Origin of the sequence: Pseudomonas oryzihabitans (assembly GCF_006384975.1) — a bacterium.
GTDB classification, from domain to species: Bacteria; Pseudomonadota; Gammaproteobacteria; order Pseudomonadales; family Pseudomonadaceae; genus Chryseomonas; species Chryseomonas psychrotolerans_B.
On the sequence record NZ_CP021645.1, the window covers coordinates 2342191 to 2362225 of the forward strand.

Sequence of the window (20035 nt, forward strand, 5' to 3'; positions counted from 1 at the left end):
TGCATAGCAAACAGAAAGATTAATCCAACTAAGACAGTAATCCAGCCACATAGAGAATAATCATGTCAAAATGGGAAATGGCTTTCAACCAAAGTCGTCGAAAAGACAAATTTAGCATTACAACTGAAAATAGTCTTGCTAACGGCAGGCTTGAAATAGAAAGAGACTACGACCGTATTTTATTCGCAGCACCAACCAGACGACTTGCAGATAAAACACAGGTCTTTCCTTTAGATAAAAACGATAGCGTCAGAACGAGACTAACTCACTCGCTCGAAGTTTCAGCAATTGCTAGAAATATTGGCACTAGATTGGCGTACGAAAGCCCGAGCATCTTTACAGGGCTAGAAGAAAAAACAATACAACGCTGCATACCCAGCCTACTAGCCGCTATAGGCCTTGTACATGACATGGGTAATCCTCCATTCGGGCACCAAGGGGAATATTCTATACAAGCCTGGTTTGAAAAGAATTGTGAAGAAGTTTTCGGAAGCAAGATAAACCACGCCCCACCCACTGCAAAAGATTTTTTAAAATTTGATGGAAACTCACAAACATTTCGACTTCTAACACGACTTCAGATACTTTCCGACAAATATGGCCTGAATCTTACATATGGTACACTTGCGGCACTTATAAAATATCCCGTATCTAGTGCAGATATAGGTCCGGGCAGCTGGAAAAAGCACGGATATTTTCATTCAGAGAAAGACGTTGCTGAAGAGATATGGAAAGAAACTGGCCTTGGCTTGGGCATACGTCATCCATTTACTTATATCATGGAGGCATGCGATGACATCGCATATGCCGTGATGGATGCAGAAGACACTATAAAGAAGGGATTAGCCTCTTTCCCAGATCTTGTAAACTTTCTTGAACAAAATTGTAGCGACGACAAACTCACAAAAAAAATCATAAATAAGTCCAAAGAAAAATATGATGAATTTAAGAAGATTGACCTTAGCCCAAGAGAACTAAACGATTGCGTAATGCAGATGTTTAGAGTTTATTCGATACACGAAATGACATCTGAAGTCACTAACTTCTTCGTAGACAAGGCACAGTCCTTACTAGGAGGAGAATGCTATTTTGACGGGATATTAAAAGAAACCCAAGCCGCCAGTTTCTGTAAAGCCCTAAAGAAATTTGACTTTACCTACGGATTTCGCCACAAAAGTGTATTAGAGCTAGAACTGAAAGGACACACATACATCCACACAATGATGGACATGCTGTGGGTTGCTGTTCATGGAAACCAAGAAAAAGCTTATGACTCCATTACTCCTTTTGGAAAATATGCATTCTCTAGAATATCTGAGAGCTATAGAAGAATATTTAAGGAAGACAACGGCTTAAGTCAAAGCTACAAAGAGGCTCAGCTAATCACCGATGCGGTGTCAGGTATGACTGACAGTTATCTAATATCTCTGCATGACGAGCTGCTCCCTTTTTATGAAAAACATTGCAAAAAATGAAGCAAATTTAAAAAAAAGGATAATTCGTTTTTTTGATGGCAAAAGCAACGGACGACCCGAACTAAGTTGCTTCATAGAAGAACTCCTACCTATTGGAGACGTACTTTTATTCGGAGGAACGCTTAGAGACATAGCCCTCTATGGAACAAAAAAATTCAAATCAGACATAGACCTAGTTATAGACACCAACCCGGAATCTTTAAAGATACTCATAGAAAACCTAGATATCAAATGCAAAAAAAACAGGTATGGCGGATATAGAACAGCAATAGGAGAGTGGGAAGTAGATCTCTGGCCAATTAGCGAAACATGGGCATTCAAAAACAACAAGGTAAAGCTAAACGACAAAAAATCACTAATAAAAACAACACTAACAAATTGGGATGCAATAGCCTACTCATTCTTGGAAAACAAAATAATTTGCAAAGAAAGTTATTTTTCAGAAATAACTGAAGGACTGCTCGACGTGATCCTTACAGAAAACAATGATGAGATAAGCGCTATTGTTAGAGTCTTAAGAAGCATATATGACAAGGAAGCAAAAAAACTTACTCCAAGAGCCACAGCTTACGTATCAGAATCACTAAAAAAATGGAACAAAGAGCTGATCTTCAAACACCAAATAAAAACCTTTCACAAAAACTATTTTTCAATAGCAGATTTGGAAGCTCTGGACAACCGAATAGGAAAACAACAAATATCGCTATTAGATGAAGATCTGGAGCAAATTCAGGATTGTTTTAATTTTAAATAAAAAACCCGCCACCAGGGCGGGTTTCGTCACGACCAAAGCCGCCTCACAGCTTGGCGATGGACACCTCGGTGGATTTGACGAAGGCGATCACCTCGCTACCCACTTGCAGCTCCAGCTCCTTGACGGAGCGGGTGGTGATGACGGAGGTGACGATGCCGGCGGCGGTCTGGACATCGATCTCGGAGAGTACCGAGCCTTCGATGATTTCCTTGATGGTGCCCTTGAACTGGTTGCGAACGTTGATGGCCTTGATGGTCATGGCAAAACTCCTCGGATGAACGATCAGTAGGCCCAGCGCAGTTGCGTGGGCAGGGGTTGCACGATTTCCGGTAGATCGGGATTGAGTGGCTGCTGCAGCACCCGGGCCAGTACCTCGGCTTCCAGGCGGGCCAGGTTGGCATCGCCCGCGGCGCGGGGACGCGGCAGGTTGACGTCGAGATCCAGGCCGACGTGGCCGTCTTCGATGAGCACCACGCGGTCGGCCAGGGCCACCGCCTCGCCCACGTCGTGGGTGACCAGCAGCACGGTGAAGCCGTGGCGCTGCCAGAGGCGCTCGATGAGTTGCTGCATCTCGATGCGGGTCAGGGCATCCAGGGCGCCCAGCGGCTCGTCCAGCAGGAGCAGGCGCGGCTGGTGGATCAGCGCCCGGGCCAGGGCCACGCGCTGCTTTTGGCCACCGGAGAGCGCCGAGGGCCATTCACCCGCGCGATCGGCCAGGCCGACCGCTTCCAGGGCTTCCAGCGCCTTGGGCTTCCAATCGCCCTTGAGGCCCAGGCCGACGTTGTCGATGATGCGTTTCCAGGGCAGCAGGCGCGCGTCCTGGAACATCAGCCGGGTGTCTTCGCGATGCTGGGCCAGGGGCTCGTCCTGGCCCAGCAGGTCGCCACCGCTGGCCTGGTCGAGACCGGCCACCAGGCGCAGCAGGGTGCTCTTGCCGCAACCGCTGCGGCCCACCACGGCGACGAACTGGCCGGCCGGGATATTCAGGTCGATCCCGTGCAGCACAGTGCGCTCGCCGAACTTCTTCACCACCTGTTGCAGCTTGAGGGCGATACCCCGCGCCAGCGGCGGGATGGCTTGGAGATTGGTCATGCGTTGGCCCCCTTCTGATAGGCCGGATGCCAGCGCAGCCAAGCACGCTCCAGGCCGCGGGCGGCGAGATCCGCCAGTTTGCCGAGTACGGCGTAGAGCAGGATGGCCAGCACCACGACATCGGTTTGCAGGAACTCCCGGGCGTTCATCGCCAGGTAGCCGATGCCGGAGCTGGCGGAAATGGTCTCGGCGACGATCAGCGTCAGCCACATCAGGCCGAGGGCGAAGCGCACCCCTACCAGGATGGACGGCAGCGCGCCCGGCAGCACCACGTGCCAGAACAGCCGCGCCCCGGAGAGGCCGTAGCTGCGGGCCATCTCCACCAGCGCCGGATCGACGTTGCGGATGCCGTGGTAGGTGTTCAGGTAGATGGGGAAGAACACCCCCAGGGCCACCAGGAACAACTTGGCCGACTCGTCGATGCCAAACCAGAGGATCACCAGCGGGATCAACGCCAGGTGCGGCACGTTACGGACCATCTGCAGGGTACTGTCGAGCAGGCGCTCGCCCCATTTCGACAGGCCGGTGATGAAGCCCAGCGCCAGGCCGATGCTGCCGCCGATGGCGAAGCCGATGCCGGCGCGCCAGCCGCTGATCGCAAGGTTTTGCCAGAGCTCGCCGCTCTTGACCAGGGCCCAACCCGCTTCCAGTACCGCCGCCGGGGACGGCAGGATGCGGCTGGACAGCAGGCCGCTGCTCACCGACAGCTGCCAGGCGACGATCAGGGCCACCGGCACCACCCAGGGTGCCAGGCGCTGCAATTGACGTTCGAGGGTGCTGTTCATGCCCGGCCTCCCTCAGCTCTGCGACGCTTTCTGCGGCAGGATGTCGTTGGCCACCATCTCGCCGAAGGGACTCACATAGTTGACACCTTCCACCTGGGTCGGCCGCTTGACCGGCAGGTGCGGGAACAGCAACTCGGCCACCCGGTAGGACTCTTCCAGGTGCGGATAGCCGGAGAAGATGAAGGTGTCGATGCCCAAGGCGGCGTATTCCTTGACCCGCTCGGCCACGGTGGGACCGTCGCCGACCAGGGCGGTACCGGCACCGCCACGGACCAGGCCGACCCCGGCCCAGAGATTGGGGGCGATTTCCAGGTTGTCGCGGCGGCCCTTGTGCAGGGCGGCCATGCGTTGCTGGCCGACCGAATCGAAGCGGGCGAAGGCGGCCTGGGCCTTCTCGATGGTGGCGTCGTCCAGGTTGGCGATCAGGCGGTCGGCGGCCTTCCAGGCTTCTTCATTGGTCTCGCGGACGATCACGTGCAGGCGGATGCCGAAGCGCACGGTGCGCCCCAGGGCGGCCGCCTTGGCCTTGACCGCCTCGATCTTCTCGCGCACCGCGTCCAGCGGCTCGCCCCAGGTCAGGTACAGCTCCACCTGCTCGGCGGCGAGGTCCTGGGCGGCATCGGAGGAACCGCCGAAATACAGCGGCGGACGCGGTTGCTGCAGCGGTGGATAGAGCAACTTGGCGCCCTTGACCTGGATGTGCTTGCCCTCGTAGTCCACCTGCTCGCCTTCCAGCACACGGCGCCAGATGCGGGTGAATTCCACCGAGGCTTCGTATCTTTCGCTGTGGGACAGGTGCAGGCCGTCACCGGCTAGTTCGTCCGGATCACCGCCGGTGACCAGGTTGAACAGCGCCCGGCCGCCGGAGAGGCGATCCAGGGTCGCCGCCTGCCGCGCCGCCACGGTGGGCGAGATGATCCCGGGGCGCAGGGCCACCAGGAACTTGAGTTTCTGGGTGACCGGGATCAGCGAGGCGGCCACCAGCCAGGAATCCTCGCAGCTGCGGCCGGTGGGGATCAGTACCCCGCCGAAGCCCAGGCGGTCGGCGGCCTGGGCGATCTGGGTCAGGTAGCCGTGGTCGACCGCGCGGGCGCCTTCGGCGGTGCCCAGGTAATGGCCATCGCCGTGGGTCGGCAGGAACCAGAAGATATCGAGACTCATGAGGCGTTCTCCAGCTAAGCGAAATCAGGGTTTGGCGGCGGCGGTCTGCAGACTGGCGGGCGGGGTCCACACCACGTCGCGGATGACCAGCGGCTTGGGAATCAACTTGAGGGCAGTGAAGGCGTCGGCGATCTTCTGCTGCTGCGCGGTCACCTCGGGGGTGATGAAGCGCGCGCCGTAGCCCTGGCGCTTGACCACGGTCAGGGCGGTATCCAGCGGCAGGTTGAGCAGCGGCGCCACCTGGGCGGCTACCTCGTCCGGGTGGGCCTTGGCCCAGTCGCCCACCGAGCGCACCTCGTCGACGATGGCACCGACCTGCTCGGGATGGGCCTTGGCGAAGCTGCGGGTGGCCAGATAGAACTGGTGGTTGTCGGCCAAGCCCGTGGCATCGGTCAGGGTGCGGGCATGCAGCTGGGTCTCGGCGGCGGCCTGGTAGGGGTCCCAGATCACCCAGGCATCCACCGCGCCGCGTTCGAAGGCGGCGCGGGCATCGGCGGGCGGCAGGTACACCGGCTGGATGTCCTTGTAGTCGATACCGGCCTTGGCCAGTGCCTGCACCAGCAGGTAGTGGACGTTGGAGCCCTTGTTCAGGGCGATCTTCTTGCCCTTGAGATCGGCCAGGGAATGGATCGGCGAATCCTTGGGCACCAGGATGGCCTCACTGGTGGGCGCTGGCGGTTCGTTGGCCACATAGACCAGATCGGCACCGGCCGCCTGGGCGAACACCGGCGGCGTCTCGCCGGTCACGCCGAAGTCGATGCTGCCGACGTTGAGGCCTTCGAGCAGCTGCGGGCCACCGGGAAACTCGGTCCACTGGACCTTGACGCCATCCTTGGCCAGGCGCTTCTCCAGGGTGCCGCGGGCTTTCAGGGTGATGAGGGTGCCGTACTTCTGGTAGCCGATACGCACCACCTCTTCCGCCTGGGCGAGGCCCGCGGCCAGGGTCAGCAGGGTGACGGCGAGAAGTGAACGCTTGAACGAAAACTGCATGGATAACGCTCCGATCAGATACCCCAGCGCGCCTGGCCTATCCGGTTGGCCAGGAGCTCGGGGGTCAGGGGCTGGGGACGTCGCGCCAGGGCGGCGTGGAATTGTTCGAGGGATTCGTACAGGCGTTGCTCCAGTGCCGGGACCAGGGCCACGCCGGTCTCGGTGTAGCTGACTTGGCTGTCGTCGGCGAAGACGCCATTGAGGATTTCCTGGGCCTTGAGCGCCGAGAGCACGGGCTTGAGTGCATAGTCGATGGCCAAGAGGTGGCCGCTGGAGCCGGCGGTGGCCAGGGGCAGCACCACCTTGTGGGTCAGGGCGCGCTCGGGCAGTAGATCCAGCAGGGTCTTGAGGGCGCCGGCCAGGGAGGCCTTGTACACCGGGGTGGCGATCACCAGGCCATCGGCGGCCTGCAACTGGGCGATCAGCTCCACCACTGGCGGACTGTCGAAACGGGCACCGATGAGATCGGCGGCGGGAAAGTCCTGAATGCGCCAGCGCGACAGTTCCACGCCGCGCGTCTGCAGCCAATTCGCCGCCAGATCCAGCACCCCACTGGAGCGCGACCGCGCTGCCGGACTGCCCGCCAAAGTCACCACCTGCATCGCCGTCTCCTGGATAAAAAAGAGCGGTGTCGCGCCGCTCGAAAAGGAATGAGCGGACCTTAGCAGTGGGCGTTTATTCCCTAAAAATATCCTTTAGGCACTTGGTTATAACCAGAAAAACAAAACCCCGGCCGGAGCCGGGGTTTCTTGTCACGGAGGATTTCAGCGATTGGGCTGCGGCGTCAGGCGTAGATAGGGTTTGACCGCGGTGTAGCCCTTGGGAAAGCGCCGCTTGATCTCTTCCTCGTCCTTGAGCGAGGGCACGATGACCACGTCGTCGCCATCCTTCCAGTTACCTGGCGTGGCGACCTTGTGGTTGTCGGTGAGCTGCAGGGAATCGATCACCCGCAGGATCTCGTCGAAGTTGCGCCCGGTGCTGGCCGGATAGGTGATGGACAGGCGCACCTTCTTCTGCGGATCGATGACGAACAGCGAACGCACGGTCAGGGTGTCGTTGGCATTGGGATGGATCATGTCGTAGAGGCCCGCCACCTTACGGTCGGCATCGGCCAGGATGGGGAAGCCCACGGAGGTGGCCTGGGTCTCCTCGATGTCCTTGATCCAGCCCTGGTGGGATTCCAGGCTGTCCACCGACAGGGCGATGGCCTTGACATCGCGCTTGGCGAATTCGTCCTTGAGCTTGGCGGTCAGGCCCAGCTCGGTGGTGCATACCGGGGTGAAGTCGGCCGGATGGGAGAAGAGCACACCCCAGCTGTCGCCCAGCCATTCGTGGAAGCGAATGCGGCCCAGGCTGGAATCCTGTTCGAAATCGGGGGCGATGTCGCCCAGACGGATACTCATTGGCAGTTCTCCTGATACAGGTAGGGATAAAGGCACTATGCCGCCCGCCGCGCACGACGGGAAAGATCGGATCGCGCTGTGGTTATAACGCGAAAGACCGCGCAGGCCGACCCCGGGGGGACGTGCCCTCGCCTATCCGACCATGCTCGGGCCGCCAGACTCCCGCCCTCTGCGCCCAGAGCCTGTTCAAAGTCTCGCGAGCTAGAGAAAAACAAGGCGAAAATGCCTGAGGAAGCGGAGTTTACGGGTGGTAAATGAGCATTCCGAAGGCATTTTCAACGCCGTTTGGCCGACGCGCAGCAGACTTTGAGCAGGCTATCAGAAGTTGTCCAGGCGCCCCTCGGCCAACAAGGCCAGGCTGAGTTCACGCATGCGGAATTTCTGGATCTTGCCGGTCACCGTGAGCGGAAAGGCCTCGGCGCGATGGAAATGCCGTGGCACCTTGAAATGGGCGATGCGCTCGCGCGCCCAGTCGCGCAGATCCGCGCCGCTCACCGCCTGGTTGGGATGCAGGCGCACCCAGGCCACCACCTGCTCGCCATAGCGCGAGCAGGGAATGCCGATCACCTGGACATCGGCGATGGCCGGATGGGTGAAGAAGAATTCCTCCAGTTCGCGCGGATAGATGTTCTCCCCGCCGCGGATGATCATGTCCTTGCTGCGCCCGAGGATGCGCACGTAGCCCTCGGCATCCATGGCTGCCAGGTCGCCGCTGTGCAGCCAGCGGCTGGCGTCGAGGATCTGGGCGGTGGCCTCGGGCTGCTCCCAGTAACCCAGCATCAGGCTGTAGCCCCGGGTGCAGAGTTCACCGATGGCGCCACGCGGCACGATGCGGCCGGCGGCGTCGACCAGCTTGGTCTCCAGGTGCGGCTGGGTGCGACCGACACTGGTCACGCGCCGCTCCAGGTCGTCGTCCGGACCGGTCTGCAGGGATACCGGGCTGGTCTCGGTCATGCCGTAGGCGATCTGAACTTCGCGCAGGTGCAACTCGGCGATGACCCGGCGCATGACCTCGATGGGGCAGGTCGAGCCGGCCATGATCCCGTTCCTCAGGCTGGACAGGTCGAAGTCGCCCCGGCGCGGATGATCGAGCAGGGCGATGAACATGGTGGGCACCCCGTAGAGCGCGGTGGCGCGCTCCTCGGCCACCGCCGCCAGGGTCGCCAGGGGATCGAAGGCCGCCTCCGGATAGACCAGGGTGGTGCCGTGGGTCAGGGCGCCGAGATTGCCCATGACCATGCCGAAGCAGTGATACAGCGGCACCGGCACCACCAGCCGGTCACGCGCGGAAAGGCCCAGGCTCTCCCCGACCAGGTAGCCGTTGTTGAGCAGGTTGTAGTGGCTGAGGGTGGCGCCCTTGGGCAGGCCGGTGGTGCCCGAGGTGTACTGGATGTTGGCCGGATCGTCGAATTCCAGGGTCGCCTCGCGCTCCGCCAGGGCCGCCGTCGACACCTCGTCCGCCCGCGCCTGCAAGGCTGGCCAGGCCAGGAAGCCGGCCGGTGGCGTGGCGGCCAGGCTGATCACCCCGCGCAACTCGGGCAGGTCGGCGTTGCGCAATTCGCCCAGCGGCGCCGTGGCCAGTTCGGGGAGCAGCTCCTGCAGCATCCCCTGGTAGTCGGAGGTCTTGAAGGCGGCGGCGCAGACCAGCCAACGGCAGCCGGACTGGCGCAGGCTGAATTCCAGCTCGCTACGGCGATAGGCCGGATTGAGGTTGACCAGGATGGCACCGACCTTGGCGCAGGCGAATTGGGTGATGCACCACTCCGCGCAGTTGGGTGCCCAGAGGCCCAGGCGATCGCCCCGCTGCAGGCCCAGGGCCAGCAGGCCACGGGCGGTGCGCTCCACCGCCTCGGCCAGTTCCGCCCAGGTGAATCTGAGCCCCTGGTGGCGGACCACCAGCGCCTCGCCCTGGGCAAAGCGCCTCGCGGTGGCATCGAAGGCCGCCCCCAGGGTCATGGCCAACAGCGCGGGCTCGCGGCTGCCGCAGGTATAGCTCAGGTGTTCCATGGTCGCCTCTTGTCGTTGTTTTGCGCCAGGGTGCCGCCAACCTCCGCAGAGACGGCGCACGGAATTACCTTTACGGAAACGTAAAACAGTCGCTGCTGACTGTCCAGCCCTGCGCGGCGCGTGCCGATCGGTCTGCACGTGCCAGCCAAGCCCCCTTGACGACCCGTGAACGGCAAGCCTACCTTTACGTAAAGGTAAAGCACCCAGAGTCGTCGATGGCCAAGACCTACAGCATTTCCGAACTCGCCCGCGAGCTCGACATCACCACCCGCACCATCCGCTTCTACGAGGAGCAGCAGATGCTATTTCCCGAACGGCGTGGCCTGGAGCGCATCTTCAGCGCCAAGGACCGGGTGGCACTCAAGCTGATCCTCAGGGGCAAGCGTCTGGGCTTCTCCCTGGGCGAGTGCAAGGAATTGATCGACCTCTACGACCCCAGCAGCGGCAATCGCCGGCAGTTGGAAACCTTCATGCAGAAGATCACCGCCCGCCGGGCCCAGCTCCAGCAGCAGTTGCTCGACATCCAGCAGATGCAGTTGGAACTGGATACCGCCGAGGAGCGCTGCCTGGCGGCCCTGGCCGATACCGAACGGGGGGTGGTGGGCCAGTCCTAGCCACCCCCCCGCCCTCGCCGACCGACAACAACAATGATGGAGGCGCCCCTTGTACTATCCGAGCCTGAACTTCGCCCTCGGCGAGACCCTGGATCTCTTGCGTGACCAGGTCCGCCAGTTCGTCGCCACCCAGGTGGCGCCCCGCGCCGCTGCCATCGACCGCGACAATGCCTTTCCCAACGATCTCTGGCGCCAATTCGGCGATCTGGGCCTGCTCGGGGTCACCGTCCCCGAGGCGGACGGCGGCGCCGGCCTCGGCTACCTGGCCCACGTGGTGGTGATGGAGGAACTCAGCCGAGGCTCCGGCGCCGTGGCGCTGTCCTACGGCGCCCATTCCAACCTGTGCATCAACCAGATCAACCGCAACGGCAGCGCGGAGCAGAAGCGCCGCTATCTACCCAAACTCCTCAGCGGCGAGCACATCGGCGCCCTGGCCATGAGCGAGCCCAACGCCGGCTCCGACGTGGTATCCATGCGCCTGCGCGCCGAGCGGCGGGGCGATCGCTTCGTGCTCAACGGCAGCAAGACCTGGATCACCAACGGACCCGACGCCCAGGTCTACGTGGTCTATGCCAAGACCCAGCCGGACCAGGGAGCTCACGGCATCACCGCCTTCATCGTCGAACGCGACTGGGCCGGTTTCAGCCGCAGTCCCAAGTTCGACAAGCTGGGCATGCGCGGCTCCAACACCGGCGAGTTGTTCTTCGACGATGTCGAGGTGCCGCTGGAAAACGTGCTCGGCGAGCTGGACGGTGGGGTGCGGGTGCTGATGAGCGGCCTGGACTACGAGCGGGTGGTGCTCGCCGGCGGGCCCACCGGGCTGATGCAGGCCTGCCTGGACGTGGTGCTGCCCTATATCCACGAGCGCCAGCAATTCGGCCAGAGCATCGGCGAATTCCAGCTGATCCAGGGCAAGGTGGCCGACATGTACACCGAGCTCAATGCCTGTCGCGCCTACCTCTATGCCGTGGCCCAGGCCTGCGACCGCGGCGAGACCACACGCAAGGACGCCGCCGGGGTGATCCTCTACAGCGCCGAACGCGCCACGCGCATGGCCCTGGAAGCCATCCAGATCCTCGGCGGCAACGGCTACGTCAACGACTTCCCCACCGGGCGCCTGCTGCGCGACGCCAAGCTCTACGAGATCGGCGCCGGCACCAGCGAGATCCGCCGCATGCTGATCGGTCGCGAACTGTTCAAGGAAACCCACTGAGCGCGCCCGGCGCCGCTTGTCGAGGCCACCTGTCGAGGCCACCTATCGAGGAGAGTGTCGATGGCCATCCTGACCACCCAGCTGGACCCACGCTCGGCGGATTTCGCCGCCAATCGCGCGGCCCTGCTCGCCCAGGTGCAACAATTGCGCGAGCTGCTGCTGCACATCCAGGCCGGCGGCGGCCCCAAGGCCCAGGCGCGGCACAGTGCCCGCGGCAAGCTGCTGCCGCGCCAGCGCATCGATCGCCTGCTGGACCTGGGATCACCCTTCCTGGAGATCGGCCAGTTGGCCGCCCATGAGGTCTATGGCGAAGAGGTGCCGGCCGCCGGACTCATCGCCGGCATCGGGCGCGTCGAGGGTGTGGAGTGCATGATCGTGGCCAACGACGCCACGGTGAAGGGCGGCAGCTACTATCCACTGACGGTGAAGAAACACCTGCGCGCCCAGGCCATCGCCGAGCAGAATCGCCTGCCCTGCCTCTACCTGGTGGATTCCGGCGGCGCCAACCTGCCGCGCCAGGACGAGGTGTTTCCCGACCGCGAGCACTTCGGGCGGATCTTCTTCAACCAGGCGCGGCTGAGCGCCCAGGGCATCCCCCAGATCGCCGTGGTGATGGGCTCCTGCACCGCCGGCGGCGCCTATGTGCCGGCCATGAGCGACGAGACCATCATGGTGCGCGACCAGGCCACCATCTTCCTGGCCGGTCCGCCGCTGGTGAAGGCCGCCACCGGTGAGGTGGTGAGCGCCGAGGCCCTGGGCGGCGCCGACCTGCATTGCCGCACCTCCGGCGTGGCCGACCACCTGGCCGAGGACGACGCCCATGCCCTGGCCCTGGCGCGCCGCTGCGTGGCCAATCTCAACTGGCACAAGCTCGGCCAGTTGGCCCAGCGTCCGGCGCGCCCCCCGCGGCTGCCCGCCGAGGAGCTCTATGGCGTGATCCCGGCCGACACCAAGCAGCCCTACGACGTACGCGAGGTCATCGCGCGCCTGGTGGACGATTCGGAATTCGACGAATTCAAGGCGCTGTTCGGCACCACCCTGGTGTGTGGCTTCGCCCACCTGCACGGCTATCCGGTGGCCCTCCTCGCCAACAACGGCATCCTCTTCGCCGAGGCCGCGCAAAAGGGCACGCACTTCATCGAGCTGGCCTGCCAGCGCGGCATCCCCCTGGTGTTCCTGCAGAACATCACCGGCTTCATGGTCGGCCAGAAGTACGAGGCCGGCGGCATCGCCAAGCACGGTGCCAAGCTGGTCACCGCGGTGGCCTGCGCCGAGGTGCCCAAGTTCACCGTGGTCATCGGCGGCAGCTTCGGCGCCGGCAACTACGGCATGTGCGGGCGCGCCTACGATCCGCGCTTCCTGTGGATGTGGCCCAACGCGCGCATCGGCGTCATGGGCGCCCAGCAGGCCGCCGGGGTGCTGGTGCAGGTCAAGCGCGAGCAGGCGGAGCGCGCCGGCCAGGCCTTGAGCGCCGCCGACGAGGCCGCGCTGGCCGCGCCCCTGGTCGAGCAATACGACCGCCAGGCCCAGGCCGTCTACGCCAGCGCCCGCCTGTGGGACGACGGCGTGATCGATCCCGCCCAGACCCGCGACGTGCTCGGCCTGGCCTTGTCCGCCAGCCTCAACGCCGCCATCCCGCCGACCCGCTTCGGCCTCTTCCGGATGTGACGCCATGCCCTGTGCCCAACTGATCGAGGATCCGCGTGGCTTCGCCACCCTCTGGCTGGATCGCCCGGAGCGCCGCAACGCCCTGGACGCCGCCCTGATCGACGAACTCAACACCCACCTGCAGGCCGTGGCCGCCCGGCCGCACCTGCGCTTCCTGCTGCTGCGCGGCCGTGGCGAGCACTTCAGCGCCGGCGCCGACCTCGCCTGGATGCAGGCCTCGGCGCAACTGGACTACGCCGCCAACCTGGCCGATGCCCAGGCCCTCGGCGAACTGCTCTACCGTCTCGATGCCCTGCCCCTGCCGACCCTGGCGGTGGTCCAGGGCGCGGCCTTCGGCGGTGCTCTCGGCCTGATCAGCGCCTGCGACTTGGCCCTGGGCAGCACCGACGCCCTGTTCTGCCTGTCGGAAGTCCGCCTGGGCCTGGCGCCGGCGGTCATCAGTCCCTTCGTGGCTCGTGCCCTCGGCCCGCGCCAGGCCCAGCGCTACGCTCTCAGCGCCGAACGCTTCGACGGCCAGCGCGCCCTGGCCCTGGGCCTGCTCAGCGACTGCCTGCCCGCGGATCAGCTGGAGGCCGGCGTCGAGACTTGGATCGCCCGGCTCCTGGCCAACGGGCCCCAGGCCATGCGCGCGACCAAGGCCCTGCTGCGGGCCTGCGGCGACCCTGCGCTCACGCCCGTCGCGCTGCGTGAGCTGACCGAAACCACCATCGCCCGCCTGAGGGTCAGTGCCGAAGGCCAGGAGGGTCTGCACGCCTTCCTCGACAAGCGCCAGCCCAGCTGGCAGGAGCGGCAGCCATGATCACCACCCTGCTGGTCGCCAACCGCGGCGAGATCGCCTGCCGCATCCTGCGCACCGCCAAGGCCCTGGGGCTACGCGGCGTGGCGGTACACAGCGCCATCGACCGCCAGGCCCGCCACGTGCGCGAAGCCGACCTGGCCGTCGACCTGGGCGGCAGCAAGCCGGCCGACAGCTATCTGCGCGGCGACCTGATCGTCGCGGCGGCCCTGGCCAGCGGCGCCCAGGCCATCCATCCCGGCTATGGCTTTCTCTCGGAAAATCCCGACTTCGCCCGCCAGGTGGCCGCGGCCGGTCTGCTCCTGATCGGCCCCCCGGTAGCCGCCATCGAAGCCATGGGCAGCAAGTCCGCGGCCAAAGCGCTGATGGCAGCGGCCGGGGTGCCCCTGGTGCCGGGCTACCACGGCGCGGCCCAGGACCTGGCGACCTTCCAGGCCGCCGCCGAACGCATCGGTTATCCGGTGCTGCTCAAGGCGGCCGCAGGCGGCGGCGGCAAGGGCATGAAGGTGGTGCAGGGCCCCGCCGAGCTGGCCGACGCCCTGGCCTCGGCGCAACGCGAGGCACGCGCGGCCTTCGGCGACGACCTCATGCTGGTGGAGAAATATCTGCTGCGGCCGCGCCACGTGGAGATCCAGGTGTTCGCCGACCAGCACGGCCACTGCCTCTACCTGCACGAGCGCGACTGCTCCATCCAGCGCCGCCACCAGAAGGTCCTGGAAGAAGCGCCGGCGCCCGGGCTGGCACCGGAGCTGCGCCGCGCCATGGGCGAAGCCGCCGTACGCGCGGCCCAAGCCATCGGCTACGTGGGCGCTGGCACCGTGGAATTCCTGCTGGACGAGCGCGGCGACTTCTTCTTCATGGAGATGAATACCCGCCTGCAGGTCGAGCACCCGGTCACCGAGGCCATCACCGGCCTCGACCTGGTGGCCTGGCAACTCAAGGTGGCGGCGGGCGAGCCGCTGCCCCTCGAACAGCACCAGGTCCCGCGCCACGGCCATGCCCTCGAGGTGCGCCTCTATGCGGAGAATCCGGCCCAGGACTTCCTGCCCGCCAGTGGCCGGCTGCTGCTCTATCGCGAACCGGCCGCGGGGCCGGGCCGGCGGGTGGACAGCGGGGTGGTCGAGGGCGACGAGGTCTCGCCCTTCTACGATCCGCTGCTGGCCAAGCTGATCGCCTGGGGCGAGACCCGCGAGGAAGCCCGCCTGCGCCTGCTGGCCATGCTCGACGAGACGGCCGTGGGTGGCTGCGCGACCAATCTGGCGTTCCTGCGGCGGGTCCTGGCCCATCCGGCCTTCGCCGCCGCCGAGCTGGACACCGGTTTCATCGAGCGTCACCGGGAGCGACTGTTGCCCTCCCCCCAACCCCTGCCAGACGCTTTCTGGCAGGCGGCCGCCGCGGCCTTCCGCCAGAGCGAACCCAGGCGCCAGCGTGCCGATGATCCCGCTTCGCCCTGGAGCCGGCAGGACGGTTGGCGTCTGGGCCTGCCGGCGGCGAGCGAGCTGGAGCTGAGCTGCCAGGGCGAACGGCGACAGGTCGCCCTGGGGCAGGCGCAGGCCGCCAGCTGGGAGGGCGACGCCTTGCTGCTGGAGTACCAGGGCCTGCGCCAGCGCTATCCGGCCCGGCGCCGTGGTGAGCGGCTGTTCCTCGACTGGGCGGGCGACAGCTACGAGGTCGAACGGGTGGACGTCCTGGCCCTGGCGGCGCAGCAGGCCGCGGTCGCCGGTGGTCTGACGGCGCCCATGAACGGCAGCATCGTGCGCTTGCCGGTCGCGCCCGGACAGCAGGTTGCCGCCGGTGAACTCCTGGTGGTGCTGGAGGCGATGAAGATGGAACACGGCATCCGCGCGCCCCAGGCCGGTATCCTGAGCGCCCTGCACTGCCGGGAAGGCGACCTGGTCAGCGAAGGCCAGGTGCTGGTCGCGCTGGAGCCCATCGCCGAGCCCGGGGAGGACGCCTGATGCTGCCGCCCCGGGTGCGACTGGTGGAGGTGGGTCCGCGCGACGGCCTGCAGAACGAATGCCGGCCGCTGACGGTGGCCAGCCGCGTGCAACTGGTCGATGACCTCACCGCCAGCGGCCTCACCCATATCGAGGTGGGCAGCTTCGTCTCGCCGCGCTGGGTGCCGCAGATGGCCGACAGCGCCGCGGTATTCCAGGGCATCGCCCGGCGCCCCGGGATCGTCTATGCCGCCCTGACGCCCAATCTGCGCGGGTTCGAAGCGGCCCTGGCGGCCGGCGCCAGCGAGGTGGCGGTGTTCGCCGCGGCTTCGGAAGCCTTTTCCCAGCGCAACATCAATTGCAGCATCGCCGAGAGCCTGCAGCGCTTCCTGCCCCTGCTCGACGCCGCGCGCCAGGCGGGCCTGCGCGTGCGCGGCTATGTGTCCTGCGTGCTTGGCTGCCCCTACCAGGGGCCGGTGGCACCCGTGGAGGTTGCCGCCGTGGCCGGTGAATTGCTGGCGCTGGGCTGCTACGAGATTTCCCTCGGCGACACCCTCGGCCTGGGCACCGCCGGCGCCACTCGCGCGCTGATCGACCAGGTCGGCGTCCGGGTCCCCCGTGAACGCCTCGCCGGCCACTTCCACGACACCTATGGCCAGGCCCTGACCAATGTCTACGCCAGCCTGCTGGAGGGCGTCGCCGTGTTCGATGGCGCGGTGGCCGGCCTGGGCGGCTGCCCCTATGCACCGGGCGCCACCGGCAATGTCGCCAGCGAAGACCTGCTCTATCTGCTCCAGGGGCTGGGCATCGAGACCGGCGTGGCGCTGGAGCCGCTCTGCCAAGCCGGTCAGCGGATCTGCGCCGCCCTGGGTCGTGACAATGGGTCGAAGGTGGCCCGCGCCTTGGCGGCCCGCCCGGCAGCGGTCACGTCCTGACGCCCGTCGCCCGCGCAGGCACCATCGGCAACCTGCGCTAGGCTTCGTGGTCAGTTGCCAAGACAGCAGGAGAATCGTCAATGTTCGACAAGCGCAGCAACGACCCCAACGCCTCCACGCACTTTCGCAGCGAGCGCATCAGCGTGGTCAATGGCCAATTCTTCTTCACCACCCGCGAGGGCACCCTGGAAGGTCCGTTCTTCAGCCGCGACGATGCCCAGCAGCAGATTGATCGCTATCTGGAACGACTGCAGACCGCCAAGGACCTCATGCGCCACTCCGTCAGCGACGCCTGACCGCTCTGCGCCGATCCTTTAGACTGCGCGCCCTGTTCCCCAGGCCGCGCCGTCCATGACCGACTTCCAGCACGCCCAGCTCGACTGGGACCCCACCGGGCAACCCCTGTCCCGCACCTATGGCGATGTGTACTTCTCCCGCGCCAGCGGCCTGGAAGAGACCCGCTACGTCTTCCTGCAACAGAATCGCCTGCCCGAACGCTTCGCCGCGCTCCAACCCAGCGAGGTGTTCTGCATCGGCGAAACCGGCTTCGGCACCGGCCTCAATTTCCTCTGCGCCTGGCAGCTGTTCGAGGCCCTGGCGCCCCAGAGTGCCCGCCTGCACTTCGTCAGCGTCGAGCGTTTTCCGCTCACCGCCGCCGATCTCGCCCAGGCGCTGGCGCTGTGGCCGGAGCTGGCGCCCTACAGCGCCGCGCTGCAACGGCAGTACCAGGCCATTCACCCGGGCTTCCAGCGCCTGATCCTGGGTGACGGCCGGGTCACCCTCACCCTGCTGGTGGGCGATGTGCTGGAGCGTCTGCCGGAGCTGGACGCCCGCTGCGATGCCTGGTTCCTCGATGGCTTCGCCCCGGCCAAGAATCCGGAGATGTGGACGCCCGCGCTGTTTGCCGAATTGGCGCGGCTATCCGGCCCCGCCACCACCCTCGCCACCTTCACCTGCGCCGGCTTCGTGCGGCGCGGGCTCAACGAAGCCGGCTTCGCCATGGGCAAGGTGCCCGGCTTCGGCCACAAGCGGGAGATGCTGGCCGGCGTACTGGAGCGCCCGGTCGCCACGGCAACGCCCCCCTGGTATGCCCGCCCGCCCCGCCCCACGGGCCCACGCACCGCCGTGGTGATAGGCGCGGGGCTGGCCGGCTGCGCCACCGCCGCCAGTCTCGCCCGGCGCGGCTGGCAGGTACGGGTGCTCGAACGGCATGCCGCCCCGGCGCAGGAAGCGTCCGGCAATCCCCAGGGCGTGCTCTACCTCAAGCTGTCGGCCCATGACACCCCGCTCAGCCGGCTGATCCTGGACGGCTTCGGCCTGACGCTGCGCGAATTGCAGGCCCTGCCGCCGGGATCGGCCTGGTCGCCCTGTGGGGTCTTGCAACTGGCACTGGACGCCAAGGACGCCGCGCGCCAGGCACAGCTTTCAGCGCACTTTCCCCATGGCCTGCTCCAGCCGTTGACCCAGACTGCCGCCAGCCAGCGTGCCGGGCTCGGCCTGACAGCGGGCGGCTTGTTCTTTCCGGAAGGCGGCTGGGTCCATCCGCCGGCGCTGTGCGCGCACTGGCTGGCTCACCCGAACATCGAGTTGATCACCGGCGTGGAGGTCGTCGACCTGCAGCAAACCCCAGCAGGCTGGCGTCTGGGCACCAACGATGCGGCCTTCGAGGCGACGGTGGTCGTCATGGCCAGCGCCGCCCAGGCCAAGACCTTGCTCCCCGAACTGCCGCTCAAGGCCATTCGCGGGCAACTGTCGAATCTGCCGGAAACCCCGCGCAGTCAGGCGTTGAACACCGTGGTCTGCGGTGAAGGCTACCTGGCCCCGGCGCGCGAGGGTCGGCACTGCCTGGGCGCCAGCTTCGTCTTCGACCGTGAAGATACCGAGCCCAGTCAGGCGGAGCATGCCAGCAACCTGGAATTGCTCGCCGAGCTTTCGCCCGAATTGGCCGCCAGCTATCGCGCCGCAGACCTCGACGGCCGCGTGGCCTTTCGCTGTACCTCGCCGGACTACTTGCCGTTGGTTGGCCCGGTGGTGGACGAAGCCCTGTTTGCCCAGCGTTATCAGGTACTCGGCCAGGACGCGCGCCAGGTACCGGATCTCCCTGCGCCCTGGCGTCCCGGTCTCTACCTGAACCTGGCCCATGGCTCACGCGGCCTGGTCACCACGCCCCTGGCAGCCGAACTGCTGGCTGCCTGGCTGGAGGACGAACCCCTGCCGGTGGCGCGGCGGGTCGCCGAGGCCTGTCATCCCAATCGTTTTCCCCTGCGCCGGCTGATCCGCGGCCAGGGTTAGACGATGGCCAAGGGCGTCTTGCTCTGCGGCGGCGGAAAGGCACCGTCGAGCAGGGCGAAATCCTCTTCGCCCAGGCGCAGGTCCAGGGCGCGGGCATTTTCTTCCAGGTGTCCGGCATCGCCGGCCTTGGGAATGGCGATGACGCCGGGCTGACGCAGGACCCAGGCCAGGGCGATCTGCGCCGGCGTGGCCTGATGTCGCTCGGCGAGGGTCGCCAGGGTGGGGTGGCGCAGCAGATCGCCGCCCTGCCCCAAGGGGCAGTAGGCCATCAGCGGCAGTTGCTGACGCTGGCACCAGGGCAGCAGATCATGCTCGATGCCGCGTTGCTCCAGGTTATAGAGCACCTGGTTGGCGCTGCAGCGGTCGTCCGCCAATTCGAGCATGTCATTGGTATCGAAGTTGGAAACGCCCCAATGGCGGATCTTGCCTTCGTCACGCAGCTTCTCCAGGGCCATCACCGTCTCGATCAGCGGCACCTGTCCACGCCAGTGCAGCAGATAGAGATCGATGACGTCGGTGCCCAGCCGCTTGAGGCTACGCTCGCACGCCAGGGGTACTCCGGCTTCCGTCGCGTTCTTCGGATAGAACTTGCTGACCAGGAAGACCTCGTCACGCCGCCCGGCGATGGCTTCGCCGACCAGTTCCTCGGCGCGGCCATCGGCGTACATCTCCGCCGTGTCGATCAGGGTCAGACCGAGATCCAGGCCCTGGCGCAACGCACTGATCTCCTGGCGGTGCAGATCGGGATTCTCGCCCATGTGCCAGGTGCCCTGGCCCAGCGCCGGAACGGTAGTGCCATCGGGCAAACGAACGGTTTGAGCGGTATTCATGGGCGCATCCTTCTCGTGGGTGTACCCCCTTAGAACGCCAGCGCGATGCCGATTCTCCCCGCCTTCCGCCAAACGGCAGTAAA

Annotated in this window: 19 protein-coding genes; 10 read left to right on the forward strand and 9 right to left on the reverse strand. The window is 64.8% G+C overall.

Annotated features, from left to right (window positions below; genetic code table 11):
* Nucleotides 1-62 precede the first annotated feature (62 nt).
* Both dgt and CCZ28_RS10390 read left to right on the forward strand, forming a co-directional pair.
* On the forward strand, nt 63-1475 hold the full coding sequence (dgt, locus tag CCZ28_RS10385; protein ID WP_140217810.1) for a dGTP triphosphohydrolase: 1413 nt from the start codon (nt 63-65) through the stop codon (nt 1473-1475).
* A complete protein-coding gene (locus tag CCZ28_RS10390; RefSeq protein WP_140217812.1) occupies nt 1453-2229 on the forward strand; it encodes a hypothetical protein in 777 nt (258 codons plus the stop codon). Before dgt ends, CCZ28_RS10390 begins: the two co-directional genes overlap by 23 nt.
* Nucleotides 2230-2272: 43 nt before the next feature.
* Here the strand turns inward: CCZ28_RS10390 and CCZ28_RS10395 are convergent, their stop codons facing one another.
* From CCZ28_RS10395 to CCZ28_RS10430, 8 genes are all read right to left on the reverse strand, one after another.
* The gene (locus tag CCZ28_RS10395; RefSeq protein WP_007163030.1) at nt 2273-2488 is read right to left on the reverse strand and encodes a TOBE domain-containing protein; all 216 of its coding nucleotides are present in this window, start codon (nt 2486-2488) and stop codon (nt 2273-2275) included.
* A gap of 23 nt (nt 2489-2511) precedes the next feature.
* On the reverse strand, nt 2512-3321 hold the full coding sequence (gene ssuB / locus CCZ28_RS10400; RefSeq protein ID WP_058780053.1) for an aliphatic sulfonates ABC transporter ATP-binding protein: 810 nt from the start codon (nt 3319-3321) through the stop codon (nt 2512-2514).
* Complete coding sequence (gene ssuC, locus CCZ28_RS10405; protein ID WP_140217814.1) at nt 3318-4106, reverse strand: aliphatic sulfonate ABC transporter permease SsuC; 789 nt, start codon at nt 4104-4106, stop codon at nt 3318-3320. Before ssuC ends, ssuB begins: the two co-directional genes overlap by 4 nt.
* Before the next feature lie 12 nt (nt 4107-4118).
* Nucleotides 4119-5267, reverse strand: a complete 1149-nt coding sequence (ssuD, locus tag CCZ28_RS10410; RefSeq protein WP_140217815.1) for an FMNH2-dependent alkanesulfonate monooxygenase — start codon at nt 5265-5267, stop codon at nt 4119-4121.
* A gap of 24 nt (nt 5268-5291) precedes the next feature.
* Nucleotides 5292-6257: a sulfonate ABC transporter substrate-binding protein gene (locus tag CCZ28_RS10415; RefSeq protein ID WP_140217817.1), complete on the reverse strand. Its 966-nt coding sequence runs from the start codon at nt 6255-6257 to the stop codon at nt 5292-5294.
* A gap of 14 nt (nt 6258-6271) precedes the next feature.
* Complete coding sequence (ssuE, locus tag CCZ28_RS10420) at nt 6272-6859, reverse strand: NADPH-dependent FMN reductase (protein ID WP_140217819.1); 588 nt, start codon at nt 6857-6859, stop codon at nt 6272-6274.
* A gap of 162 nt (nt 6860-7021) precedes the next feature.
* Complete coding sequence (locus tag CCZ28_RS10425) at nt 7022-7660, reverse strand: peroxiredoxin (protein ID WP_140217821.1); 639 nt, start codon at nt 7658-7660, stop codon at nt 7022-7024.
* 318 nt (nt 7661-7978) lie between these two features.
* On the reverse strand, nt 7979-9667 hold the full coding sequence (locus CCZ28_RS10430) for an AMP-binding protein (protein ID WP_140217823.1): 1689 nt from the start codon (nt 9665-9667) through the stop codon (nt 7979-7981).
* Between the two features lie 215 nt (nt 9668-9882).
* On the opposite strand from CCZ28_RS10430, the gene CCZ28_RS10435 reads away from it, so the two are divergent.
* From CCZ28_RS10435 to mnmC, 8 genes are all read left to right on the forward strand, one after another.
* A complete protein-coding gene (locus tag CCZ28_RS10435) occupies nt 9883-10281 on the forward strand; it encodes a MerR family transcriptional regulator (protein ID WP_058759918.1) in 399 nt (132 codons plus the stop codon).
* A gap of 49 nt (nt 10282-10330) precedes the next feature.
* The gene (locus CCZ28_RS10440; RefSeq protein ID WP_140217825.1) at nt 10331-11494 is read left to right on the forward strand and encodes an isovaleryl-CoA dehydrogenase; all 1164 of its coding nucleotides are present in this window, start codon (nt 10331-10333) and stop codon (nt 11492-11494) included.
* Between the two features lie 60 nt (nt 11495-11554).
* Nucleotides 11555-13162, forward strand: a complete 1608-nt coding sequence (locus CCZ28_RS10445) for a carboxyl transferase domain-containing protein (RefSeq protein WP_140217827.1) — start codon at nt 11555-11557, stop codon at nt 13160-13162.
* Between the two features lie 4 nt (nt 13163-13166).
* Nucleotides 13167-13961, forward strand: a complete 795-nt coding sequence (locus tag CCZ28_RS10450) for an enoyl-CoA hydratase-related protein (protein WP_140217829.1) — start codon at nt 13167-13169, stop codon at nt 13959-13961.
* On the forward strand, nt 13958-15916 hold the full coding sequence (locus CCZ28_RS10455) for an acetyl/propionyl/methylcrotonyl-CoA carboxylase subunit alpha (RefSeq protein ID WP_140217831.1): 1959 nt from the start codon (nt 13958-13960) through the stop codon (nt 15914-15916). Before CCZ28_RS10450 ends, CCZ28_RS10455 begins: the two co-directional genes overlap by 4 nt.
* Nucleotides 15913-16830, forward strand: a complete 918-nt coding sequence (locus CCZ28_RS10460) for a hydroxymethylglutaryl-CoA lyase (protein ID WP_140217833.1) — start codon at nt 15913-15915, stop codon at nt 16828-16830. Before CCZ28_RS10455 ends, CCZ28_RS10460 begins: the two co-directional genes overlap by 4 nt.
* A gap of 80 nt (nt 16831-16910) precedes the next feature.
* Nucleotides 16911-17126: a DUF6316 family protein gene (locus CCZ28_RS10465; protein ID WP_058765549.1), complete on the forward strand. Its 216-nt coding sequence runs from the start codon at nt 16911-16913 to the stop codon at nt 17124-17126.
* A gap of 55 nt (nt 17127-17181) precedes the next feature.
* The gene (gene mnmC / locus CCZ28_RS10470) at nt 17182-19122 is read left to right on the forward strand and encodes a bifunctional tRNA (5-methylaminomethyl-2-thiouridine)(34)-methyltransferase MnmD/FAD-dependent 5-carboxymethylaminomethyl-2-thiouridine(34) oxidoreductase MnmC (RefSeq protein ID WP_140217835.1); all 1941 of its coding nucleotides are present in this window, start codon (nt 17182-17184) and stop codon (nt 19120-19122) included.
* Here the strand turns inward: mnmC and CCZ28_RS10475 are convergent.
* A complete protein-coding gene (locus CCZ28_RS10475) occupies nt 19119-19952 on the reverse strand; it encodes an aldo/keto reductase (RefSeq protein ID WP_140217837.1) in 834 nt (277 codons plus the stop codon). The genes mnmC and CCZ28_RS10475 overlap by 4 nt on opposite strands.
* Nucleotides 19953-20035 lie beyond the last annotated feature (83 nt).